Origin of the sequence: Streptomyces sp. NPDC018026 (assembly GCF_044327745.1) — a bacterium.
GTDB classification, from domain to species: Bacteria; Actinomycetota; Actinomycetes; order Streptomycetales; family Streptomycetaceae; genus Streptomyces; species Streptomyces rubrogriseus.
On record NZ_JBIRFY010000027.1, the window covers coordinates 1 to 18,488 of the forward strand.

General features: G+C 73.2%; 15 protein-coding genes and 1 pseudogene. 6 read left to right on the forward strand and 10 right to left on the reverse strand.

The genetic code is table 11. From position 1 onward, the window contains the following. Positions 1 to 49: 49 nt before the first annotated feature. Positions 50 to 1,303: a pyruvate dehydrogenase (acetyl-transferring) E1 component subunit alpha gene (gene pdhA / locus ACH4D3_RS40000; protein ID WP_398332693.1), complete on the reverse strand. Its 1,254-nt coding sequence runs from the start codon at positions 1,301 to 1,303 to the stop codon at positions 50 to 52. Positions 1,304 to 1,626: 323 nt separating this feature from the next. Here pdhA (ACH4D3_RS40000) and ACH4D3_RS40005 point away from each other — a divergent pair, with 323 nt between their 5' ends. Both ACH4D3_RS40005 and ACH4D3_RS40010 read left to right on the forward strand, forming a co-directional pair. Beyond that, positions 1,627 to 2,283, forward strand: a complete 657-nt coding sequence (locus tag ACH4D3_RS40005; protein WP_398332694.1) for a response regulator — start codon at positions 1,627 to 1,629, stop codon at positions 2,281 to 2,283. Positions 2,284 to 2,415: 132 nt separating this feature from the next. Continuing rightward, a complete protein-coding gene (locus ACH4D3_RS40010) occupies positions 2,416 to 2,823 on the forward strand; it encodes a hypothetical protein (protein WP_109029210.1) in 408 nt (135 codons plus the stop codon). Between the two features lie 86 nt (positions 2,824 to 2,909). Here the strand turns inward: ACH4D3_RS40010 and ACH4D3_RS40015 are convergent, their stop codons facing one another. Then, positions 2,910 to 4,535 (reverse strand): protein kinase, encoded by a 1,626-nt coding sequence (locus ACH4D3_RS40015; RefSeq protein ID WP_398332695.1) that lies wholly within the window; start codon positions 4,533 to 4,535, stop codon positions 2,910 to 2,912. 346 nt (positions 4,536 to 4,881) lie between these two features. On the opposite strand from ACH4D3_RS40015, the gene ACH4D3_RS40020 reads away from it, so the two are divergent. Then, positions 4,882 to 6,558: a protein kinase gene (locus ACH4D3_RS40020; protein ID WP_398332696.1), complete on the forward strand. Its 1,677-nt coding sequence runs from the start codon at positions 4,882 to 4,884 to the stop codon at positions 6,556 to 6,558. Positions 6,559 to 6,681: 123 nt separating this feature from the next. On the opposite strand, the gene ACH4D3_RS40025 is transcribed toward ACH4D3_RS40020, so the two are convergent. Next, positions 6,682 to 7,221: a bacterial proteasome activator family protein gene (locus ACH4D3_RS40025; RefSeq protein ID WP_003975113.1), complete on the reverse strand. Its 540-nt coding sequence runs from the start codon at positions 7,219 to 7,221 to the stop codon at positions 6,682 to 6,684. A 160-nt stretch (positions 7,222 to 7,381) separates the two neighbouring features. On the opposite strand from ACH4D3_RS40025, the gene ACH4D3_RS40030 reads away from it, so the two are divergent. Further along, on the forward strand, positions 7,382 to 8,122 hold the full coding sequence (locus ACH4D3_RS40030; protein ID WP_398332697.1) for a hypothetical protein: 741 nt from the start codon (positions 7,382 to 7,384) through the stop codon (positions 8,120 to 8,122). Between the two features lie 64 nt (positions 8,123 to 8,186). On the opposite strand, the gene ACH4D3_RS40035 is transcribed toward ACH4D3_RS40030, so the two are convergent. Next, positions 8,187 to 9,167: an NAD(P)H-quinone oxidoreductase gene (locus tag ACH4D3_RS40035; RefSeq protein WP_398332698.1), complete on the reverse strand. Its 981-nt coding sequence runs from the start codon at positions 9,165 to 9,167 to the stop codon at positions 8,187 to 8,189. Between the two features lie 142 nt (positions 9,168 to 9,309). Between ACH4D3_RS40035 and ACH4D3_RS40040 the strand changes: the two are divergent. Beyond that, positions 9,310 to 10,344 (forward strand): annotated as a pseudogene (locus ACH4D3_RS40040) (ATP-binding cassette domain-containing protein). Then, on the forward strand, positions 10,341 to 11,189 hold the full coding sequence (locus ACH4D3_RS40045) for an ABC transporter permease (protein ID WP_398332699.1): 849 nt from the start codon (positions 10,341 to 10,343) through the stop codon (positions 11,187 to 11,189). Before ACH4D3_RS40040 ends, ACH4D3_RS40045 begins: the two are co-directional and overlap by 4 nt. A gap of 44 nt (positions 11,190 to 11,233) precedes the next feature. Here ACH4D3_RS40045 and ACH4D3_RS40050 read toward each other — a convergent pair whose 3' ends face one another. The 6 genes from ACH4D3_RS40050 to pdhA (ACH4D3_RS40075) all read right to left on the reverse strand — a co-directional run bounded on the left by ACH4D3_RS40050 (position 11,234) and on the right by pdhA (ACH4D3_RS40075) (position 18,448). Then, positions 11,234 to 12,331, reverse strand: coding sequence for a potassium channel family protein (locus ACH4D3_RS40050; protein ID WP_398332700.1), 1,098 nt, complete (start codon positions 12,329 to 12,331; stop codon positions 11,234 to 11,236). Further along, complete coding sequence (locus ACH4D3_RS40055) at positions 12,328 to 13,728, reverse strand: molybdopterin molybdotransferase MoeA (protein ID WP_398332701.1); 1,401 nt, start codon at positions 13,726 to 13,728, stop codon at positions 12,328 to 12,330. The genes ACH4D3_RS40050 and ACH4D3_RS40055 overlap by 4 nt, the downstream gene beginning before the upstream one ends. Next, positions 13,728 to 14,711 carry an NTP transferase domain-containing protein gene (locus ACH4D3_RS40060; RefSeq protein ID WP_398332702.1) on the reverse strand — a complete coding sequence of 328 codons (984 nt, stop codon included), beginning with the start codon at positions 14,709 to 14,711 and terminating at the stop codon, positions 13,728 to 13,730. The genes ACH4D3_RS40055 and ACH4D3_RS40060 overlap by 1 nt, the downstream gene beginning before the upstream one ends. A 103-nt stretch (positions 14,712 to 14,814) precedes the next feature. Further along, complete coding sequence (locus ACH4D3_RS40065) at positions 14,815 to 16,278, reverse strand: dihydrolipoamide acetyltransferase family protein (RefSeq protein WP_398332703.1); 1,464 nt, start codon at positions 16,276 to 16,278, stop codon at positions 14,815 to 14,817. Then, a complete protein-coding gene (locus ACH4D3_RS40070) occupies positions 16,278 to 17,282 on the reverse strand; it encodes an alpha-ketoacid dehydrogenase subunit beta (protein WP_385352279.1) in 1,005 nt (334 codons plus the stop codon). The genes ACH4D3_RS40065 and ACH4D3_RS40070 overlap by 1 nt, the downstream gene beginning before the upstream one ends. Further along, positions 17,279 to 18,448 carry a pyruvate dehydrogenase (acetyl-transferring) E1 component subunit alpha gene (pdhA, locus tag ACH4D3_RS40075; protein ID WP_398332704.1) on the reverse strand — a complete coding sequence of 390 codons (1,170 nt, stop codon included), beginning with the start codon at positions 18,446 to 18,448 and terminating at the stop codon, positions 17,279 to 17,281. The genes ACH4D3_RS40070 and pdhA (ACH4D3_RS40075) overlap by 4 nt, the downstream gene beginning before the upstream one ends. Positions 18,449 to 18,488: the final 40 nt, after the last annotated feature.

The window sequence follows — 18,488 nt, forward strand, 5'->3', positions numbered from 1 at the left end:
CAGCGACTCGTTGATCGCCTTCGCCAGCGCCATCTTCTCCGCTGCCATGTCAGACCCCCTCTGCGTCTGCGAACGATGCCTGGTACGCGGCGAACTGCGCCCGCTCCTCGTCCACGAGCGCGTGTCCGTCCGCGTACACGTTCTCGAAGATGGCGAACCGGTCCGGGTCCGGCATGGCACGGACCACTTCGCGCACTCGTTTGCCCAACGTCTCGCTCTCGGCCTCCAGTTCCGCGAAGAATCCCTCGTCCGCGTGGTTTGCGGACTCCAGGAAGCGGCGAAGACGCAGGATCGGGTCCTTCGCCTCCCAGGCGGCGCGCTCGTCGTCGTGCCGGTAGCGGGAGGGGTCGTCGGAGGTGGTGTGGGCGCCCATGCGGTACGTGTACGCCTCGATCAGCGCCGGTCCCTCGCCGCGCCGGGCACGGTCCAGGGCCCACCTGGTGACCGCGAGGGAGGCCAGCACGTCGTTGCCGTCGACGCGGACGCCGGGGAAGCCGAAGCCCTGGGCCCGCTGGTAGAGCGGCACCCGGGTCTGCTTCTCGTTGGACTCGGAGATCGCCCACTGGTTGTTCTGGCAGAAGAACACCACGGGCGCGTTGTAGACGGCGGCGAAGTTGAACGCCTCGCTGACGTCGCCCTGGCTGGAGGCGCCGTCGCCGAAGTAGGCGATCACGCCCGAGTCGGCGCCGTCCTTGGCCACGCCCATCGCGTAGCCGGTGGCGTGCAGCGCCTGCGAGCCGATGACGATCGTGTACAGGTGGAAGTTGTTGCTGTTGGGGTCCCAGCCGCCGTTGTTCACACCGCGGAACATGCCGAGCAGGTTGGTCGGGTCCACCCCGCGGCACCAGGCGACGCCGTGCTCGCGGTAGGTCGGGAAGACGTAGTCGTCCTCGCGGGTGGCCCGGCCGGAACCGATCTGGGCGGCCTCCTGGCCCAGCAGGGAGGCCCACAGGCCCAGCTCGCCCTGGCGCTGCAGCGCGGTGGCCTCGGCGTCGAAACGCCGGGTGAGCACCATGTCGCGGTACAGGCCGCGCAGCTCGTCCGGGGTGATGTCGGCGACGTACGAGGCGTACTCGGCGTGAGCGGCGTCCTCGACGCGCTCGCCCTCGGGCGTCAGCAGCTGCACCAGCTCCGTCTCGGAGCCCTTCTTGGCAGCGTTGCGGGTGGTGCTGGTGGTGCGAGTCGTGCGCTTGCCGGTGCCGGCCTTGCCGCCGGTGGTCCCGGCCGCCTTGGTGCCGGTGGTGCCGGCCGCCTTGCTTCCGGCGCTGCGTCGCGGCTTGCGCGCGGCAGTGCTGTCGGTCACGTGTGCTCCTCCGTCGGTCCGGCCCCCGGGTTCGCCGGAAGCCAGTGCGGCTCACCTGCGGCCCGGCGGACGCACAAGGGTGGGTGCGGCCCGATCGGGAACAGGCGTGACAGGTGCCCCGGCGAGCGCCCTGCGAACAGCACGTTACCCAGTGCTCCACATTTCTGTGAAACCCCTCCTGACCTGCGTTTTTACTCGGATTTCCAAGTAAATCGGCGAAGAGTGGAAGTTTTACTGGTCACAGCCTTGCAGGGGGCCGGAACAACGGCACGTTATCCCGGCCACCCCGGGCACGGGAAGAGTCGGTGTGTGAGACTGACCGCGTGCGCGAAGACGGAAAAATCCGGGTATTCCTCCTCGACGACCACGAGGTGGTCCGGCGCGGGGTGCACGATCTGCTCGCCGGCGAGGCCGACATCGAGGTGGTGGGCGAGGCCGGTACGGCCGCCGAGGCACAGGCCCGGGTCACGGCCACCCGCCCGGACGTCGCGGTGCTGGACGTGCGGCTGCCCGACGGCAGCGGCGTCGAGGTCTGCCGGGACATCCGCTCCCGGGACGAGTCCGTCCGCTGCCTGATGCTGACCTCCTTCGCCGACGACGAGGCCCTCTTCGACGCGATCATGGCGGGCGCCTCCGGGTACGTCCTCAAGGACATCCGCGGCGCCGAGCTGCTCGGCGCCGTGCGGGAGGTGGCGGCCGGGAAGTCGCTGCTCGATCCGGCGGCCACCGCGCGCGTGCTGGAGCGGCTGCGCGACGGCGGTGCGAAGCCGGACGACCGGCTGGCCGGCCTCACCGAGCAGGAGCGCCGCATCCTGGACCTGATCGGCGAGGGACTGACCAACCGCGCGATCGGCGAGCGGCTGCACCTGGCGGAGAAGACGATCAAGAACTACGTGTCGAGCCTGCTGGGCAAGCTCGGCATGCAGCGGCGTTCCCAGGCGGCCGCCTTCGTGGCCCGCCTGGAGGCCGAGAACCGCTGACGGGTCCGGGCCCCCCGTCCCCCGCTCGGGCGCGCTCCCGGCTGCCCGGGACGGCTTACTCGGGACTTACGTCCTCTCCTGCCGGGGCGGGCGGCCCTGTTCCCGGGCCCCGGGCTCCCGCACAGTGAGACCATGCCCTCCGACGAACAGCTCGCCGTCGGCCTGCTCGGCCGCACCGCCTACGGCCGGGCGGCCACCACCCTGCGCGCCCTGCCCTTCCTCGCCCACGCGCGGCACATCGTGGCCGACGGCCGGGTCCTGCTGCGGATGCCCAGGAGCTGGGGGTACCACCGGGTGTGCGCCGGGAGCGTCGTCGCCTACGGAGCGGACAACCTGACCTCGGCGCGGCCCGGCGAGAGCCTGTGGACCGTGCAGGTCGTGGGCCGGTGCGAGGCCCACGAGCCGAGCACCGCCGAGCTGGAGCGGTTCGGTCCGACGCCGGACCGGGTGGACGGCGAGCCCTTCGAGCCCGCCTACCTGCGCGTCGACCCGCAGTTCGGCACGGTGCACTTCACGGACGGGTCGGCGGGGCCGCTCTGAACTCCCCGGGTCGGCGTCCCCGCAACGCAACGCGCGCGTGGAGCCCGTTTCCGGGCCGCACGCGCGCGTAGGGATCGCGGTAGGGGTCAGCCCTCGCCGCCCTCGGAACCGCCCGGGGCCCCGGTCGCGCCGCCCGTCGGCTCACCACCGCCGGTGGGCTCACCACCACCGGTCGGCTCACCACCACCGGTCGGCTCACCGCCGTCGGTCGGGTCACCCGTCGGATCGCCGGTCGGGTCACCCGTCGGATCGCCGGTCGGGTCACCGGTCGGATCGTCCGTCGCGGTCTGTGAAGGCGACCACGTCGGTGTGTACGGCTTGTCCCAGTCCCCGTCGCCGGTGCCGCCCCCGCTCGAGCCCTGCTCGGTGCCCGGGTCGGTGGTCTCCTGCGTCGCCTCGTCGCTGGGCGAGGAGCTGGGCGACTCCTCGCCGGTGCTCTGGGAGGTGGTCGCCGACGGGCTCTTGTCCGTCTCGGTGCCGCCCTTGCCGTCGCCGCCGTTGTTCAGGGCGAGCGCGACGCCCGCCGCGATGGCGATCACCGCGAGGACGGCCAGTATCCAGAGCTTGCCGCGGCCGCTGCCCTTGTTGCCGGCGCCCTCGAAGCCGCCGTCGTCCCCGTCGTAGCGGCCCGGCAGGATCGGCTGCGGGATCTGCTGGGTGCCCGACGCCCCGTGGTCGGCGGGGTGCGGCATCACCGTCGTACCCGCGAGACCGGCCGCCGGGGTGTGCCGGCCGTCGTGCGCGGCGACCGGGCCGGTGTTCCAGGTGCCGGTGTGGCCGCCCTGCTCGTACAGCATCTGCAGCCCGTACTGGACCAGGCCGCGCATCTCCTCGGCGGTCTGGAAACGGTCGTCGGGCTCCTTGGCCAGCGAGCGCATCACCAGGCCGTCCAGCTCCGGCGGGGTGGCGTCGGAGACCTCGGACGGGGGCGTGGGAATGTCCTGCACGTGCTGGTAGACCACCGACAGCGGGGTCTCACCGGTGAACGGGGGCCGCAGCGCGAGGAGTTCGTAGAGCAGGCAGCCCGTCGCGTACAGGTCGGAACGGTGGTCGACGGCCTTGCCGAGGGCCTGCTCGGGGGAGAGGTACTGCGGAGTGCCCATGACCATGCCGGTCTGCGTCATCGTCGACTGGGCGCCGTGCAGGGCGCGCGCGATGCCGAAGTCCATCACCTTGACCGCGCCGTTGTTGGTGATGATGACGTTGGCGGGCTTGATGTCGCGGTGCACGATGCCGTGCTGGTGCGAGTAGGCCAGTGCTTCCAGGACGCCGGAGACGATGATCAGCGCCTGCTCGGGGCCGGGGGCCTCGGCGTTGAGGAGGAGGTCGCGGATGGTGCGCCCCTCGACGATCTCCATCACGATGTACGGCACGGACTGGCCGCCGACGACGTCCTCGCCCGAGTCGTACACGGCCACGATGGCGTGGTGGTTGAGGCCGGCCACCGACTGCGCCTCGCGCGTGAAGCGGGCCTTGGAGACGGGGTCCTCGGCGAGGTCGGCGCGCAGCAGCTTGACCGCCACGGTGCGCCCGAGCCGGACGTCCTCGGCGGCGAACACCTCGGCCATGCCGCCCCGCCCGAGTCTGCGGGTCAGCCGGTACCGGCCGTCGCCGACCAGGCCGCCGTTGCCCCAGTTCTCCGGCGCGTCAGACATACCGCCGCCAGATGCCTCGGGTTCGGACGGGCCCTGGGCGCGCTGCTGCTGTGCCATCAGTCCTCGCCGTCGTTTCTGCCCGCGGTACGCGCGGTGTTGTTACGGTCTCCGTCGGCCACGCTACAGCCTTCGCGGGGGCCTCCGGTCCGAGATGGGCGCCGGGACCGGACATGAGACGGACCGGTCATGAAACCCTGGTTCCGTACTCTCGTGCAAATTCCGTGTAGCGGCGGTACGGCGGCTGTAACGCTTCCGCGACGCTTCTTTCGCGTACGGTCACGGAACGGGCACCGCGCTTGACGTGTCGGTGCCCTGGGGCAGACTTGGCCGGGAATAGCACTTTCGATCACGAGCGCGCGTGCCGCTGCCACCGGCGCCCGCCGCCTATGGGGGACGCAGAGACATGAGCCACGACGCCGGACAGGGACGGTATGCGGGGCGGGCGCTCGCCGGCGGCCGTTACCAGCTGCGCGACTTGCTCGGCGAGGGCGGCATGGCCTCCGTGCACCTGTCGTACGACTCGGTGCTCGACCGCCAGGTCGCGATCAAGACCCTGCACACCGAGCTGGGTCGCGAGCAGGCCTTCCGTGAGCGCTTCCGCCGCGAGGCCCAGGCCGTGGCCAAGCTCACGCACACCAACATCGTCTCGGTCTTCGACACCGGCGAGGACGACCTCGACGGCATGACGACGCCGTACATCGTCATGGAGTACGTCGAGGGCCGGCCGCTGGGTTCGGTGCTCGACGAGGACGTGCGGCAGCAGGGCGCGATGCCCGCCGACAAGGCACTGAAGATCACCGCGGACGTGCTGGCCGCGCTGGAGATCAGCCACGAGATGGGCCTGGTCCACCGGGATATCAAGCCGGGCAACGTGATGATGACCAAGCGCGGCGTGGTCAAGGTGATGGACTTCGGCATCGCCCGCGCCATGCAGTCCGGTGTGACCTCGATGACGCAGACCGGCATGGTCGTCGGCACCCCGCAGTACCTCTCGCCGGAGCAGGCCCTCGGCCGCGGCGTCGACGCCCGCTCCGACCTGTACTCGGTCGGCATCATGCTGTTCCAACTGGTCACCGGGCGCCTGCCGTTCGACGCCGACTCGCCGCTGGCGATCGCGTACGCGCACGTGCAGGAGGAGCCGGTGGCCCCGTCCACCGTCAACCGCGCCCTGCCCCCGGCGGTGGACGCGCTGGTGGCCCGGGCGCTGAAGAAGAACCCCAACGAACGCTTCCCCAGCGCCGAGGCGATGCGCGACGAGTGCCTGCGGGTGGCGGCCTCCTTCCAGGCGGCCCCGCCGAGCATCGTGCCCGGCGCCCAGACGTCGAGCGGCGCGGGCGTCGGCTCCGCCGTGTTCCCGCCGGTCGGCCAGGGCACCCCGGCACCCACGGGCCCCGTCCAGACGCCGTACCAGCCGACGCCGTCCCCCGGCCCGAACCCGTACGGCACCCCGGCCCCGGCGGCGCACTCGCCGGCGTACGGCTATCCGCAGCAGGCGGGCTACCAGACGCCCGCCCCGGCGCCGTACGCGCAGCAGCAGGGCGCGGCCACGCCGCCGCCGTACAACCTGACGCCGTCGGCCCAGGGCTCCGGCTCCGGTTCCGGTTCCCCGGGCGGCGGCAAGAGCAACAAGCCGGTGATCATCGGCTCCATCGTGGTCGCCGTCGTGGCCGTCGGCGGGCTGATCGGCGCGCTGCTGATGAACGGCGGCGGGGACGAGGACCCGGAAGCCGGTGGCGGCGGCTCCTCCACCGCGTCGGTCTCCGCGTCGCCGTCGAAGGCGGCGGGCTACCGGGGGCCCGACAAGGAGAAGACGATCGAGAAGGACAAGTGCACCGAGCCGCAGGAGTCGTACAACGACCCCGACAAGATCAAGGTGCCGGACTTCACGTTCAAGTACATCGGCTCGGTCAAGGAGTGCTTCAACGCCGCGGGCTGGCGGATGAAGGTCGTCGAGGTCGACGAGAACACCTACGGCGAGGGCTCGGTCCGGGACCAGTTCCCCACCGCCGGCACGGACGTCGACCCGGAGAACATGCCGGAGATCCAGCTCAAGGTCTCGACGGGCAACCCGCCGTCCTAATGAGCCCGTGAGGTGACGGGCGGTTGACGCCGAAAGGGCCCGGCAGCGCGTGCTGCCGGGCCCTTCGCGGTGTCGGTGGTCGTCGTCCTACGGGCGGTCGTCGTCCTACGGGTAGTCGTCGTCCTACAGGTAGGGGCCGCCGGAACGGCCGCCCGGGTGCGGGGGCTCCTCGCCCTCCGGGACGGCGCCCGGCGGAAGCGCGCGGCGCATCTGCTCCAGCTGGGCCCGCGCGGCCATCTGCTGGGCGAACAGCGTGGTCTGGATGCCGTGGAAGAGGCCCTCCAGCCAGCCGACCAGCTGGGCCTGCGCGATCCGCAGCTCCGCGTCGGTCGGGGTGCCGTCGTCCGTGAAGGGCAGGGAGAGCCGCTCCAGCTCCTCCACCAGCTCCGGGGCCAGGCCATCCTCCAGCTCCTTCACCGAGCTGGCGTGGATCTCCTTGAGCCGGACCCGGCTCGCCTCGTCCAGGGGGGCGACCCGCACCTCTTCGAGCAGCTGCTTGATCATGCTGCCGATCCGCATGACCTTGGCGGGCTGCTCCACCTGCTCGGTCACCGGAATCTCGCGGGAGTCGTCGTCCCCGCCGCCGCTGAGCGCCATTCCGTCCTGGCCGACGACCAGGATCTGGGGGTTCTCCGGCGACCTGTCGTTCCTCGGCATCTCCATGCCGCCATTGTCTCGCACCCCCGGTCCCCGGGCGGGCGGTGCCCCCACGGAAACCGTCCCGACGCGTTCGGCGGCGCCCGGAATGCCGGTGTCGGCGACCGGTGTGAGGCTTGTTCCGTCGATTTCCACGACCGCTCATCATCGGGAGGGGGTCACGGACGTGACTCCATGGCTGCGCACACTGCGGGCGACGGGGCTGGTGGGAGCCCTGGGCGCCGGAGCGGTGGTGGCGCCGTGCGGGGCGGGACCGGCCCACGGCGCCGGGCTCCCGGCGGTGGTGGCGCCGTTCGCGGCGGCGCCGTCACCGGGGTCCTCCGCGCCGGCGGAGGCCACCGTCCCGGACGGCTCCGGCACCCATGACGGGCGGGGCGGTCACGAACGTCCCCGGCGCCCCGACGGGCACGACCGGACGGAGCGACCGGACGCCGGATCCGCCTCCCGGCCCTCCGAGGACTCCGGCCCGGCCGGCAGCGCGGGGCGCGGTTCGCCCGAGCCGTCCCGCCCCGCCCCGTCCGCGTCCCGTTCGCCGTCGGCGTCCGGCACCGAGGCCGGTCCCGAGCCGTCCCGGGCCGGGAGCCGGCCGGGTGAGGGAAGGCAGCGGCCCGGCCGCGCCGAGGAGCGGGCGCCGGAGCGGGACGGCGGGGACGAGGACGCCGACCGGTACGGGGACGGCGGCGACGGCGTCCCCGAGGACGACCCGGCCACCGCCGTGCCGACCGGCCGGACCGAGGCGGCGCAGGTGCCCCCGGCCACCCCGTCCCGGTCCTCGTCGCGGAGCGCCGCGCCCACCCGGGCCGCCGCCGAGCCCGTACTGCGGGTGCTGCCGCTGGGCAGCGGGCTGGTGCTCATCGGGCTCGGCCTGGCGCTCGGCCTCGTGGGACTGCGCCTGCGCCGGGGGTAGGGCCCGCGCTCCAGCACCGCGCCGCGGCACCGCGCCCCGGCCCTGCGGCCCGGCCGTGCGTCGCCTACGGGGTGACCAGCAGCACCTTGCCGATGTGCCCGCTCTCCTCCACCACCCGGTGGCCCTCGGCGGCCTCGCTCATCGGCATCTCGCGGTCGACGACCGGGCGGACGTGTCCCCCGGCGAACAGCGGCCAGACGTGCTCCTTGACGGCCGCCACGATCGCCGCCTTCTCCTCCAGGGGGCGGGCCCGCAGCGAGGTGGCGCTGACGGCGGCGCGCTTGGCGAGCAGCGTGCCGATGTCCAGCTCGCCCTTCCGGCCGCCCTGCATGCCGATGATCGCGAGCCGGCCGTTCACGGCGAGGGCCTGGACGTTGCGGTCCAGGTACTTCGCGCCCATGTTGTCCAGGATGACGTCGGCGCCCGCGCCGCCGGTGGCGTCCTTCACCTCGGCGACGAAGTCCTGCTCCCGGTAGTTGATCAGGATGTCCGCGCCCAGCTCGGCGCAGCGCTCCAGCTTCTCCTTGGTACCGGCCGTCACCGCGACCTTCGCGCCGACGGCCTTGGCGAGCTGGATCGCCATGGTGCCGATGCCGCTGGAGCCGCCGTGCACGAGCAGCGTCTCGCCGGGGCGCAGGTGGGCGACCATGAAGACGTTCGACCAGACGGTGCAGACCACCTCGGGCAGCGCCGCCGCCTCCGTCACGTCGAGGCCCTGCGGCACCGGCAGCAGCTGGCCGGCCGGGACGACGGCCTTCTCGGCGTAGCCGCCGCCCGCGAGCAGCGCGCACACCTCGTCGCCGACGGCCCAGCCGGACACCCCGGGGCCGACCTCGGCCACGCGCCCGGAGCACTCCAGGCCGGGGTAGGGGGAGGCGCCGGGCGGGGGGTCGTAGAACCCCTGGCGCTGCATGATGTCGGCGCGGTTGACGGCGCTGGCCGCCACCTCGACCAGGACCTCGCCCTCGCCGGGCCGTGGGTCGGGGACCTCGGCCCACACCAGCGCCTCGGGGCCTCCGGGTTCGGGAATCGTGATCGCATGCATGGGGCCGACGCTACTCCTGTGTCCCCGTCCTCCTCCCCGCCGGAAAATCCCCGTGCGTCGGCGATGAGTTTGCGCGACGGTAAAGGTCTCCCCATGCGTAGACCAAGAACGCGTACACCGAGAACGCGGAAGGACCCACAGCATGAGCACCCACACGTCCGGACTCGCCATCGAGACCGCGGGGCTGGTGAAGACGTTCGGTGAGACCCGGGCCGTGGACGGGGTCGACCTCGCCGTGCCGGCCGGCACGGTCTACGGCGTCCTCGGCCCGAACGGCGCCGGGAAGACCACCACGGTGAAGATGCTCGCCACCCTGCTGCGGCCGGACAACGGCCACGCCCGCGTCTTCGGTCACGACGTGGTGCACGAGGCGGACGAGGTACGCGGCCGGGTGAGCCTCACCGGGCAGTACGCGTCCGTGGACGAGGACCTCACCGGCACCGAGAACCTCGTCCTGCTGGGCCGGCTCCTCGGGCACGGCAAGGCGGCCGCACGCGAGCGGGGCGACCAACTGCTGGCGGCCTTCGGCCTGACGGACGCCGCGGCGAAGCAGGTCAAGCACTACTCCGGCGGCATGCGGCGGCGCATCGACATCGCCGCCTCCATCCTCAACACCCCCGACCTGCTCTTCCTCGACGAGCCCACCACCGGACTCGACCCGCGCAGCCGCAACCAGGTGTGGGACATCGTGCGGGCAGTCGTCGCCCAGGGCACGACCGTGCTGCTGACCACGCAGTACCTGGACGAGGCGGACCAGCTGGCGTCCCGGATCGCCGTCATCGACAAGGGACGGGTGATCGCCGAGGGCACCAAGGGCGAGCTGAAGGCGTCGGTCGGGGCGGGCTCCGTGCATCTGCGGCTGCGGGACGCGGAGGAGCGGCCCGAGGCCGAGCGGGTGCTGCGGAACCTGCTGGTGGCCGAGGTGTAGCCGGAGCCCGACCCGGTGGCGCTGACCGCGCGCCTGGGGGTGGCGGCCAGTGACACCGCCGCCGACCAGGCCGCCAAGGCACTCGGTGAGCTGGCCCGGGCCGGCATCACCGTCGACAGCTTCTCCCTGGGGCAGCCCAGCCTCGACGAGGTCTTTCTGGCGCTGACCGGGCACGACACCGGCCAGCGCACCGACGGCGACGGCGACCCCAGCACCGGCACCGACAAGAAGGACGGAGTGGCGGCATGAGCACGGCCACGAGCACCAAGAACAAGGATCTCTCCCCGGTCAGCACCGAGTCGCTGGCGGCCCTGCTGGTGACCAGGGAGCGGCCGCCGCGGCCCAGCGCCCTGTCCACGTCCCTGACCTTCGGATGGCGCGCGATCCTCAAGATCAAGCACGTGCCGGAGCAGCTCTTCGACGTCACCGCCTTCCCGATCATGAACCTGCTGATGTTCACGTACCTCTTCGGCGGTGCGCTGGCGGGTTCACCCAGCGACTACATCCAGTTCGTGCTGCCGGGCATCCTCGTGATGTCGGTCGTGATGATCACGATGTACACCGGGGTCTCGGTGAACATCGACATCGAGAAGGGCGTCTTCGACCGCATCCGCTCGCTGCCGATCTGGCGGCCCTCGGCGATGGTCGGCTATCTCCTCGGCGACGCGCTGCGCTACACGATCGCGTCCGTCGTGATGCTCTCCGTCGGACTGCTGCTCGGCTACCGGCCCGACGGCGGGTTCGTCGGCGTGGTGGCCGGGATCGCCCTGCTGCTGCTCTTCTCGTTCGCCTTCTCGTGGATCTGGACCATGTTCGGACTGATGCTGCGCACCGAGAAGTCGGTGATGAGCGTCAGCATGATGGTGATCTTCCCGCTCACCTTCCTGTCCAACGTCTTCGTAGACCCGAAGACCATGCCGGGCTGGCTGCAGGCCTTCGTGAACAACAGCCCGATCACCCACCTCGCGTCCGCGGTGCGCGGCCTGATGGCGGGCGACTGGCCCGGCGCCGAGATCGCCTGGACGCTGGGCTGGGCAGCCCTGTTCCTGCTGGTCTTCGGACCGGTCACGATGCGGCTCTACAACCGCAAGTAGTGCCTCCCGGGGAGCGCGCCCCGCGACCGGGCTGGTGAAGCGGCTCAGTCGCGGGGGAGCGGGCGGGCGTCCGGCGCCACATGGGTGGCCGGCGTCGCCCGTACGATCGTGATCAGGCGGTCCGTCAGTTCCAGCCCGCCCACGGCCGGGTCGTCGTAGCCCAGGACCCGGTGGCCGCGCAGCACGCTCACCACCAGGTCGTCCACCTCCCGCAGGTGCTTGCCCACCTCGGCCTTTATGACCGGCCGTTCGACGAGGTCGAGTCCGCTGCCCTGGCTGATCAGGTCCTCCATGACCATGCCGGCGGCGGGGCTGAGCACGGAGAGCCCGAGCAGCCGCCCCGCGGCACTGGCGCTGGTGATCACGGCGTCGGCGCCGGACTGCTTCAGCAGCGGTGCGTTCTCCTCCTCGCGGACCGCGACCACGATCTTCGCCCCGCGGTTGAGCTGCCGGGCCGTCAGCGTGACCAGCACGGCCGTGTCGTCGCGCTGCGTGGCGATGATGATCTGCTTCGCCCGGTACGCCTCGGCCCGGTTGAGTACGTCGCTGCGGGTCGCGTCCCCCACCACACCCGCGTAGCCGTGGGCCGTCGCGGCCTCGATGGCCTTGCCGCTCGGATCGACCACGACCACCTGGTCCTTGCGCAGCCCGGTCGCGCAGACGGTCTGGATCGCCGACCGCCCCTTGGTTCCGAAGCCGACGACGACGGTGTGATCGCGCAAGGCGGACCTCCAGCGGTTCAGGCGCCACTCCTCCCGAGTGCGCTCGGTGAGGGCTTCCAGCGTGGTGCCGACCAGGATGATCAGGAAGAGCACGCGCAGGGGCGTGATGACGAAGATGTTGGTCAGCCGGGCGGCGTCGCTGACGGGCGTGATGTCACCGTATCCGGTGGTGGAGAGGGTGACGGTGGCGTAGTAGAAGGAGTCGAGGAGGTCGACGGAACCGTCGGAGTTGTCGGTGTAGCCGTCGTGGTCCGCGTAGACGATGACGGCCGTCACCACGAGGACCAGCAGGGCGATGGACAGCCGTTTGGCGACCTGACGGAACGGGTGCTCCACCAGTTTCCTGGGGAGCTTCACCTTGTAGGTCACGAAGTGCTCGTCCGCCTGACGCGCGATGGCGTCCTGGCCCGGAAGTTTCACGTGAAACACACCCCGATTCCGCCGGTGGCCCAGGGCAGGTCGAGCAGTTCGGCATCCTGTCCCGACCGCGCGCCGCCCGGGGGGACGACGGCCAGGGCGTCGGCGGCCGCGATGCCGCGCAGCATCGCCGGACCGTTGTAGTGCAGCGGCACGGCCCCCTCGCCGCGCAGCACGACGGGCACGAGCCGGGTGTCGTACGGGTGCCCGTGCACCGCGTCCCGCAGCGGCAGCGTGTACGGCTCGGGCGCCGGGCGGGCGGCGAGCGTGCGCAGCAGCGGCTCGGCGAGGGTGAGCAGTCCGGAGACGGCGGCGAGGGGATTGCCGGGCAGCCCGACGAGGTGCTGGTCGTCCTTGAGGCGGGCCAGCAGCATGGGGTGGCCGGGGCGGACCTTGACGCCGTCCACGAGGAGTTCGGCGCCGATGCGGCGCAGGGTCGGGTGGACGTGGTCGACCGGGCCTGCGGCGGTGCCGCCGGTCGTGACGATCAGGTCGGCCTCGGAGGTCGTGACGGCGCTGTGCAGGGCCTTGGCGTCGTCGCCGATCCGGCGGACGGTGCGGACCTCGGCACCGAGGGCGCGCAGCCACGGCGGCAGCATCGGGCCGAGCGCGTCACGGATGAGTCCGTCGTGCGGGAGACCCTGGGTGAGCAGCTCGTCGCCGAGGACGAGAACGTCGACGCGGGGGCGGGGGACCGCGGTGAGCGTGTCGTATCCGGCGGCCGCCGCCAGCCCCAGGACCGCCGGGGTCACGAGGGTGCCGACCGGCAGCAGCTGATCGCCGCTGCGGCACTCCTGGCCGCGGGGGCGGATGTCCTGGCCGTGGACGACCTCGCGGGTGGGGTGCAGGCGTCCGCGTTCGTCGGAGCGGCCGTGCTCGGAGCGCAGGACGGCGGTGGTGTCCGGGGGGATCCGTGCGCCGGTGGCGATGCGGACGGCCTCGCCGTCGGTGAGGGGCGCGGGTGCCGCGTGTCCGGCCAGCACCCCCTCGTCGCGCACCGCCCAGGGGCCCGGTCCGGCGACGGCCCAGCCGTCCATCGCGGAGCTGTCGAAGGAGGGCAGGTCGGTGAGGGCGGCCAGGGGTGCGGCCAGGGTGAGGCCGAGGGCCGCGTCGAGGGGCACCGCGACGGGGGTGCGGCGGGCGGCACGGGCGGCGGTGCGGGCGGCACGCTCGGCGGTCGCCCGGGCCTCGGACCAGGGTGTGGCCCGGTGGTGGGCGTCCGCCGGGTGGTGCGGGGTGGGCGCGCCTTGACCGCCGGGGCCGCCGTGGCCGTCGCGTCGTCCGTGGCTGTCGTGGCTGCCGTGGCTGCCGTGGCCGGGGTTCTCCCTCACGAGGGCGAGCGCCTCCTCGACGTCGAGGTCCTCGGCGTCCGCGTCGGCCCGCGTGCCGGGGGAGGTCATCACGCGTCCGGGCGGGTGTCGGGGGTGGCGTCGGGCGCCACGTCGGGCTTGCCCCGCACGGGGGCGGACCCGGTGTCGGCGGCCTCCTCCGCCCAGCGCCGGGCGAGGGCCGCGGCCTTGCGGGCGGTCTCGGCGACGGCCTCGGGCCCTCCTCCGGCCCGCCCGGCCGCGTAGCCGACGAGGAAGGTGGTCAGCGGGGCGGCAGGCCGGGCCACCCCGTGGGCGGCGTCGCGCGCGAGATCGAGCAGGATCCCGGTGTCGACGTCCAGGTCGATGCCCAACTCGTCCTTGGCTGCGGAAATCCATTCATCCAACACGTGACCATGCTCCCTGATGCGTGCCCTTGCGGTGGCGAGGTCGTCCCAGGTGTCGCAGTCGAAGGAGGCGACGGCGTCCGGGACCCGGGTGAGGCGCAGAGCGCCGGTCAGGCGGCGCAGCGGCAGCCCGGTCAGTCGTGCCCGGTCCGCCCGTTCGCCCCGGCCGGCGCGGTCCCGTGCGAGGGCGGCCAGTTCCCGGCGCAGCGCCGACGCGCGGTAGGCGGCGACGAGAGGCTGGTCGCGGCCGTCGGCGTCGGTCAGCAGCACCCCGTCGGCGTCGCCCGCGGCGAGGGCGGACAGCAGCCGCCGCACGGTCGGTCCGGCCAGGAACGGCAGGTCGGCGGAGACCACGAGGACGTGCTCCGCCGTGGTGTGCCGCAGTCCGGCGGCGAGGGCGGCGAGCGGTCCGCCGCCCGGCGGGTCCTCGCGCGTCCAGGTCACGGGGCGCGCGGTGGGCCGGGGATCGGCGACGACGACGGTGGTCCGGGCCCCGGCGCAGGCGGTGAGCACCCGGTCGAGGAGGGGGCGGCCGCCCACCCGCAGACCGGGTTTGTCCGCGCCTCCGAGCCGCCGGGCGGCCCCGCCGGCGAGCACGACGGCGTCGTACCCGCCGGGGCCGGGATCGGTGCCGGCGCCTGGGTCGCCGGGGGGCTCGTACGCGGTCACCCCACGAGTATGGGGCCCTGCGCGATCACAGGGAACGCAGCGGAGCCCGCGTGATCGGACTGTGCGCGGACACACCGTCGTCCTGTGGGCGCCATCACCCCGGTCACAGGGTCCGCAGCAGCACCGCGGGCTGTTCCACGCAGTCCGCCACGTACCGCAGGAAACCTCCCGCCGTACCGCCGTCGCACACCCGGTGGTCGAAGGTGAGCGAGAGCTGCACGACCTGACGCACCGCCAACTCGCCCTCGTGCACCCAGGGCTTGGGGACGATGCGGCCGACGCCGAGCATGGCCGCCTCGGGGTGGTTGATGATCGGTGTGGAGCCGTCGACGCCGAACACGCCGTAGTTGTTCAGCGTGAAGGTCCCGCCGGTCAGGTCGCCCGGCGTCAGCCGGCCCGCGCGGGCCGCCTCGGTCAGCCGGGCGAACTCCGCGGTGAGCGCTTCGGCGTCCCGCGTGTGCGCGTCCCGGACGACGGGCACGACCAGGCCCCGGTCCGTCTGGGCGGCGAAGCCGAGGTGGACCCGGTCCAGCCGGACGATCTCCCGGGCCTCGGTGTCGACCGTCGAGTTCAGCTCCGGGAACCGGGCCAGGGCGGCCGTGCAGATCCGGGCCAGCAGGGCGACCAGGGAGATCTTCGGGCCGCCGGACGCGTTCATCGCGGTGCGCGCCCGCATCAGCTCGGTCGCGTCGGCGTCCACCCAGCAGGTCGCGTCCGGGATCTCGCGCCGGCTGCGGGAGAGCTTGTCGGCGACGGCTCCGCGCACGCCCTTGAGGGGGACGCGGGTGCCTTCGGAGCGCGCGGCGGAGGACGCGGAGTCCGGCACCCGGCTCGTCCCGGCCTCGGGGTCGGCCGTACGACCGCCCTGTGCGGCGGCGGCACGCAGCGCGTACTCGACGTCCGCGCGCAGGATCAGCCCGTCCGGTCCTGAACCGGTCAGCTCACGCAGGTCCAGGTCGTGCTGCCGGGCCAGCCTGCGCACCAGCGGGGAGATGACCGGGACCGGCCCGTCCACCGGCTCGGCGGTGCGCACCGGTCCGTCCACCGCACCGGCGCCGCGGACCCGGCCGTTCGCCCGCCCGGACGCGCCGGTGGCGGCCAGGTGTCCGGGCCGCACCCTGCGCCGCCGCGCGGGCGCCTCGGAGGTGCCGTAGCCCACCAGGACGTTGCCGGAGCCCTCCGCCTTCTTCTCCGCGGCGGGCGTCTCGGCGGCCTTCGCCGCGGCGGGCGTCTCGGTGACCGGTGTCCCGGCGGCACCGGCATCCGGCACGGAGTCCCGCGCCGGGCCGTCGGCGGCCGCTCCGCCGCCGCCCACCGCCACGGTCACCAGCGGCGCCCCCACGGGCAGCTCGGTGCCCTCCTCGCCGAAGCGGGCGGTGACCACACCGCCGTAGGGGCAGGGCACCTCGACCATCGCCTTGGCCGTCTCGACCTCGACGACCGGCTGGTCCACGGCGACCACGTCGCCGACCTCGACCAGCCAGCGCACGATCTCCGCCTCGGTGAGCCCCTCGCCGAGGTCGGGCAGCTTGAACTCCAGAACGTGCCCGTCAGAAGCGTGTGCCATCAGCTTTCGGCCTCCCACTGCAGGCGCCCCACGGCGTCCAGGATCCGGTCCACACCGGGCAGGTGGTGACGCTCCAGCATCGGCGGGGGGTACGGGATGTCGAACCCGGCCACACGCAGCACCGGTGCCTCCAGGTGGTGGAAGCAGCGCTCCGTGACCCGGGCCGCGATCTCCCCGCCCGGGCCCCCGAAGGAACCCGACTCGTGGACGACGACCGCGCGTCCCGTCCGCCGCACCGAAGCGCACACCGTCTCGTCGTCGAACGGCACCAGGGAGCGCAGATCGACGACTTCGAGGTCCCACCCCTCGGCCCGGGCCGCCTCGGCCGCCTCCATGCAGACGGCCAGCGACGGTCCGTACGTGATGAGCGTGGCACTCCGGCCGGAGCGCCGCACCACCGCGCGGCCCATCGGCTCAACGGACGCCGGCTCCTCGGGGTTCCACGTGTCCTTCGACCAGTACAGCCGCTTCGGTTCCAGGAAGACCACCGGGTCGTCGGAGGCGATGGACGCGCGCAGCAGCCCGTAGGCGTCGGCGACCGTCGCGGGCGTGACGACATGGAGCCCCGGAGTCGCCATGTAGTACGCCTCGGACGAGTCGCTGTGGTGCTCGACGCCGCCGATGCCGCCGCCGTAGGGGATGCGGATGGTCAGCGGCAGGGGCATCTTCCCGCGCGTGCGGTTGCGCATCTTGGTGACATGGCTGACGACCTGTTCGAACGCGGGATAGGCGAAGGCGTCGAACTGCATCTCGACGACCGGGCGCAGCCCGTACATCGCCATGCCCACGGCCGTGCCGAGGATGCCCGCCTCGGCGAGCGGGGTGTCCGTGCAGCGGTCCTCGCCGAACTCGGCGGCGAGCCCGTCGGTGACCCGGAAGACGCCACCGAGGGTGCCGACGTCCTCGCCGAGGACGTGCACGCCCGGGTCGGCGGCCATGGCGTCGCGCAGTGCGCGCGTGAGGGCCTGTGCCATGGTGGCCGGCTTGACGGCGACGGTGGTCATCGGTGTCCGCCTTCCTGTGTGCCGGGCGCGGAACCCGCCTCGGACTCGGCCTCCGCCGCCAGCTCCGCGCGCAGCTGTGCCCGCTGCTCGCGCAGTTGCGGTGTGGGCTCGGCGTAGACGTGGGCGAACAGGTCCAACGGGTCCAGCTCGGGGTCCTGGTTCATACGGGCGCGCAGGTCGGCGGCCATGGTCTCGGCGTCCTCGCGGGCGGCGCGGATGCCGTCCTCGTCGAGCAGGCCGCGCTCGGTCAGCTCCCGCTCCAGCAGCTCGACCGGGTCGTGCCGGCGCCAGGTCTCCACCTCGGCGTCGCCCCGGTAGCGGGTGGCGTCGTCGGCGTTGGTGTGCGCGTCGACGCGGTACGTCACCGCCTCCACCAGGGTGGGGCCGCCGCCCGCGCGTGCGTGGCGCACGGCGTCGGACAGGACCTCGTGCACCGCGGCGGCGTCGTTGCCGTCGACCAGGCGGCCGGGCATCCCGTAGCCGACGGCCTTGTGGGCCAGCGACGGGGCGGCGGTCTGCTTGTCGAGCGGGACGGAGATCGCGAAGCCGTTGTTCTGCACGAGGAAGACGACCGGGGCCCGCCAGACGGCGGCGAAGTTCAGCGCCTCGTGGAAGTCGCCCTCGCTGGTGCCGCCGTCGCCGACCATGGCGAGCGCCACCACGTCGTCGCCCTTGAGGCGGGCGGCGTGGGCGAGACCCACGGCGTGCGGCAGCTGGGTGGCCAGCGGCGTGGACAGCGGCGCGACCCGGTGCTCGTAGGGGTCGTAGCCGGTGTGCCAGTCGCCGCGCAGCAGGGTGAGGGCCTCGACCGGGTCGACGCCGCGCGAGACGACCGCGAGGGTGTCGCGGTAGCTGGGGAAGAGCCAGTCCCGCTCCTGAAGGGCCAGCGCGGCGGCGATCTCGCACGCCTCCTGGCCGGTGCTGGAGGGGTAGACGGCCAGCCGGCCCTGCTTGGTCAGCGCCGTGGCCTGCGCGTTGTAGCGCCGGCCGCGCACCAGCCGCGCGTACAGCGTGCGCAGCAGCTCGGTGTCGGCGCGGTCCGCGGCCTTGGTGCCCAGGACGCGGTAGGGCTCCGTGTCGGGCAGCAGCGGCGCGGGGTCGGTTCGGGGCTGCCAGGCGGGCGGCGGTGTGGGCCGGTACGCGCCCCGCTGCTCCATGACCGTCATGACGGCACCTCCTCGTGGGAGACGGCTACGGGCTCGCCAC

Bases quoted from the DNA above. Each gene is read 5' to 3' on its own strand.
- ACH4D3_RS40010 (WP_109029210.1), top strand. From the start codon at position 2,416: ATGCCCTCCGACGAACAGCTCGCCGTCGGCCTGCTCGGCCGCACCGCC.
- ACH4D3_RS40015 (WP_398332695.1), bottom strand. From the start codon at position 4,535: ATGGCACAGCAGCAGCGCGCCCAGGGCCCGTCCGAACCCGAGGCATCT.
- ACH4D3_RS40020 (WP_398332696.1), top strand. From the start codon at position 4,882: ATGAGCCACGACGCCGGACAGGGACGGTATGCGGGGCGGGCGCTCGCC.
- ACH4D3_RS40025 (WP_003975113.1), bottom strand. From the start codon at position 7,221: ATGGAGATGCCGAGGAACGACAGGTCGCCGGAGAACCCCCAGATCCTG.
- ACH4D3_RS40035 (WP_398332698.1), bottom strand. From the start codon at position 9,167: ATGCATGCGATCACGATTCCCGAACCCGGAGGCCCCGAGGCGCTGGTG.
- ACH4D3_RS40045 (WP_398332699.1), top strand. From the start codon at position 10,341: ATGAGCACGGCCACGAGCACCAAGAACAAGGATCTCTCCCCGGTCAGC.
- ACH4D3_RS40055 (WP_398332701.1), bottom strand. From the start codon at position 13,728: ATGACCTCCCCCGGCACGCGGGCCGACGCGGACGCCGAGGACCTCGAC.
- ACH4D3_RS40065 (WP_398332703.1), bottom strand. From the start codon at position 16,278: ATGGCACACGCTTCTGACGGGCACGTTCTGGAGTTCAAGCTGCCCGAC.
- ACH4D3_RS40070 (WP_385352279.1), bottom strand. From the start codon at position 17,282: ATGACCACCGTCGCCGTCAAGCCGGCCACCATGGCACAGGCCCTCACG.
- pdhA (WP_398332704.1), bottom strand. From the start codon at position 18,448: ATGACGGTCATGGAGCAGCGGGGCGCGTACCGGCCCACACCGCCGCCC.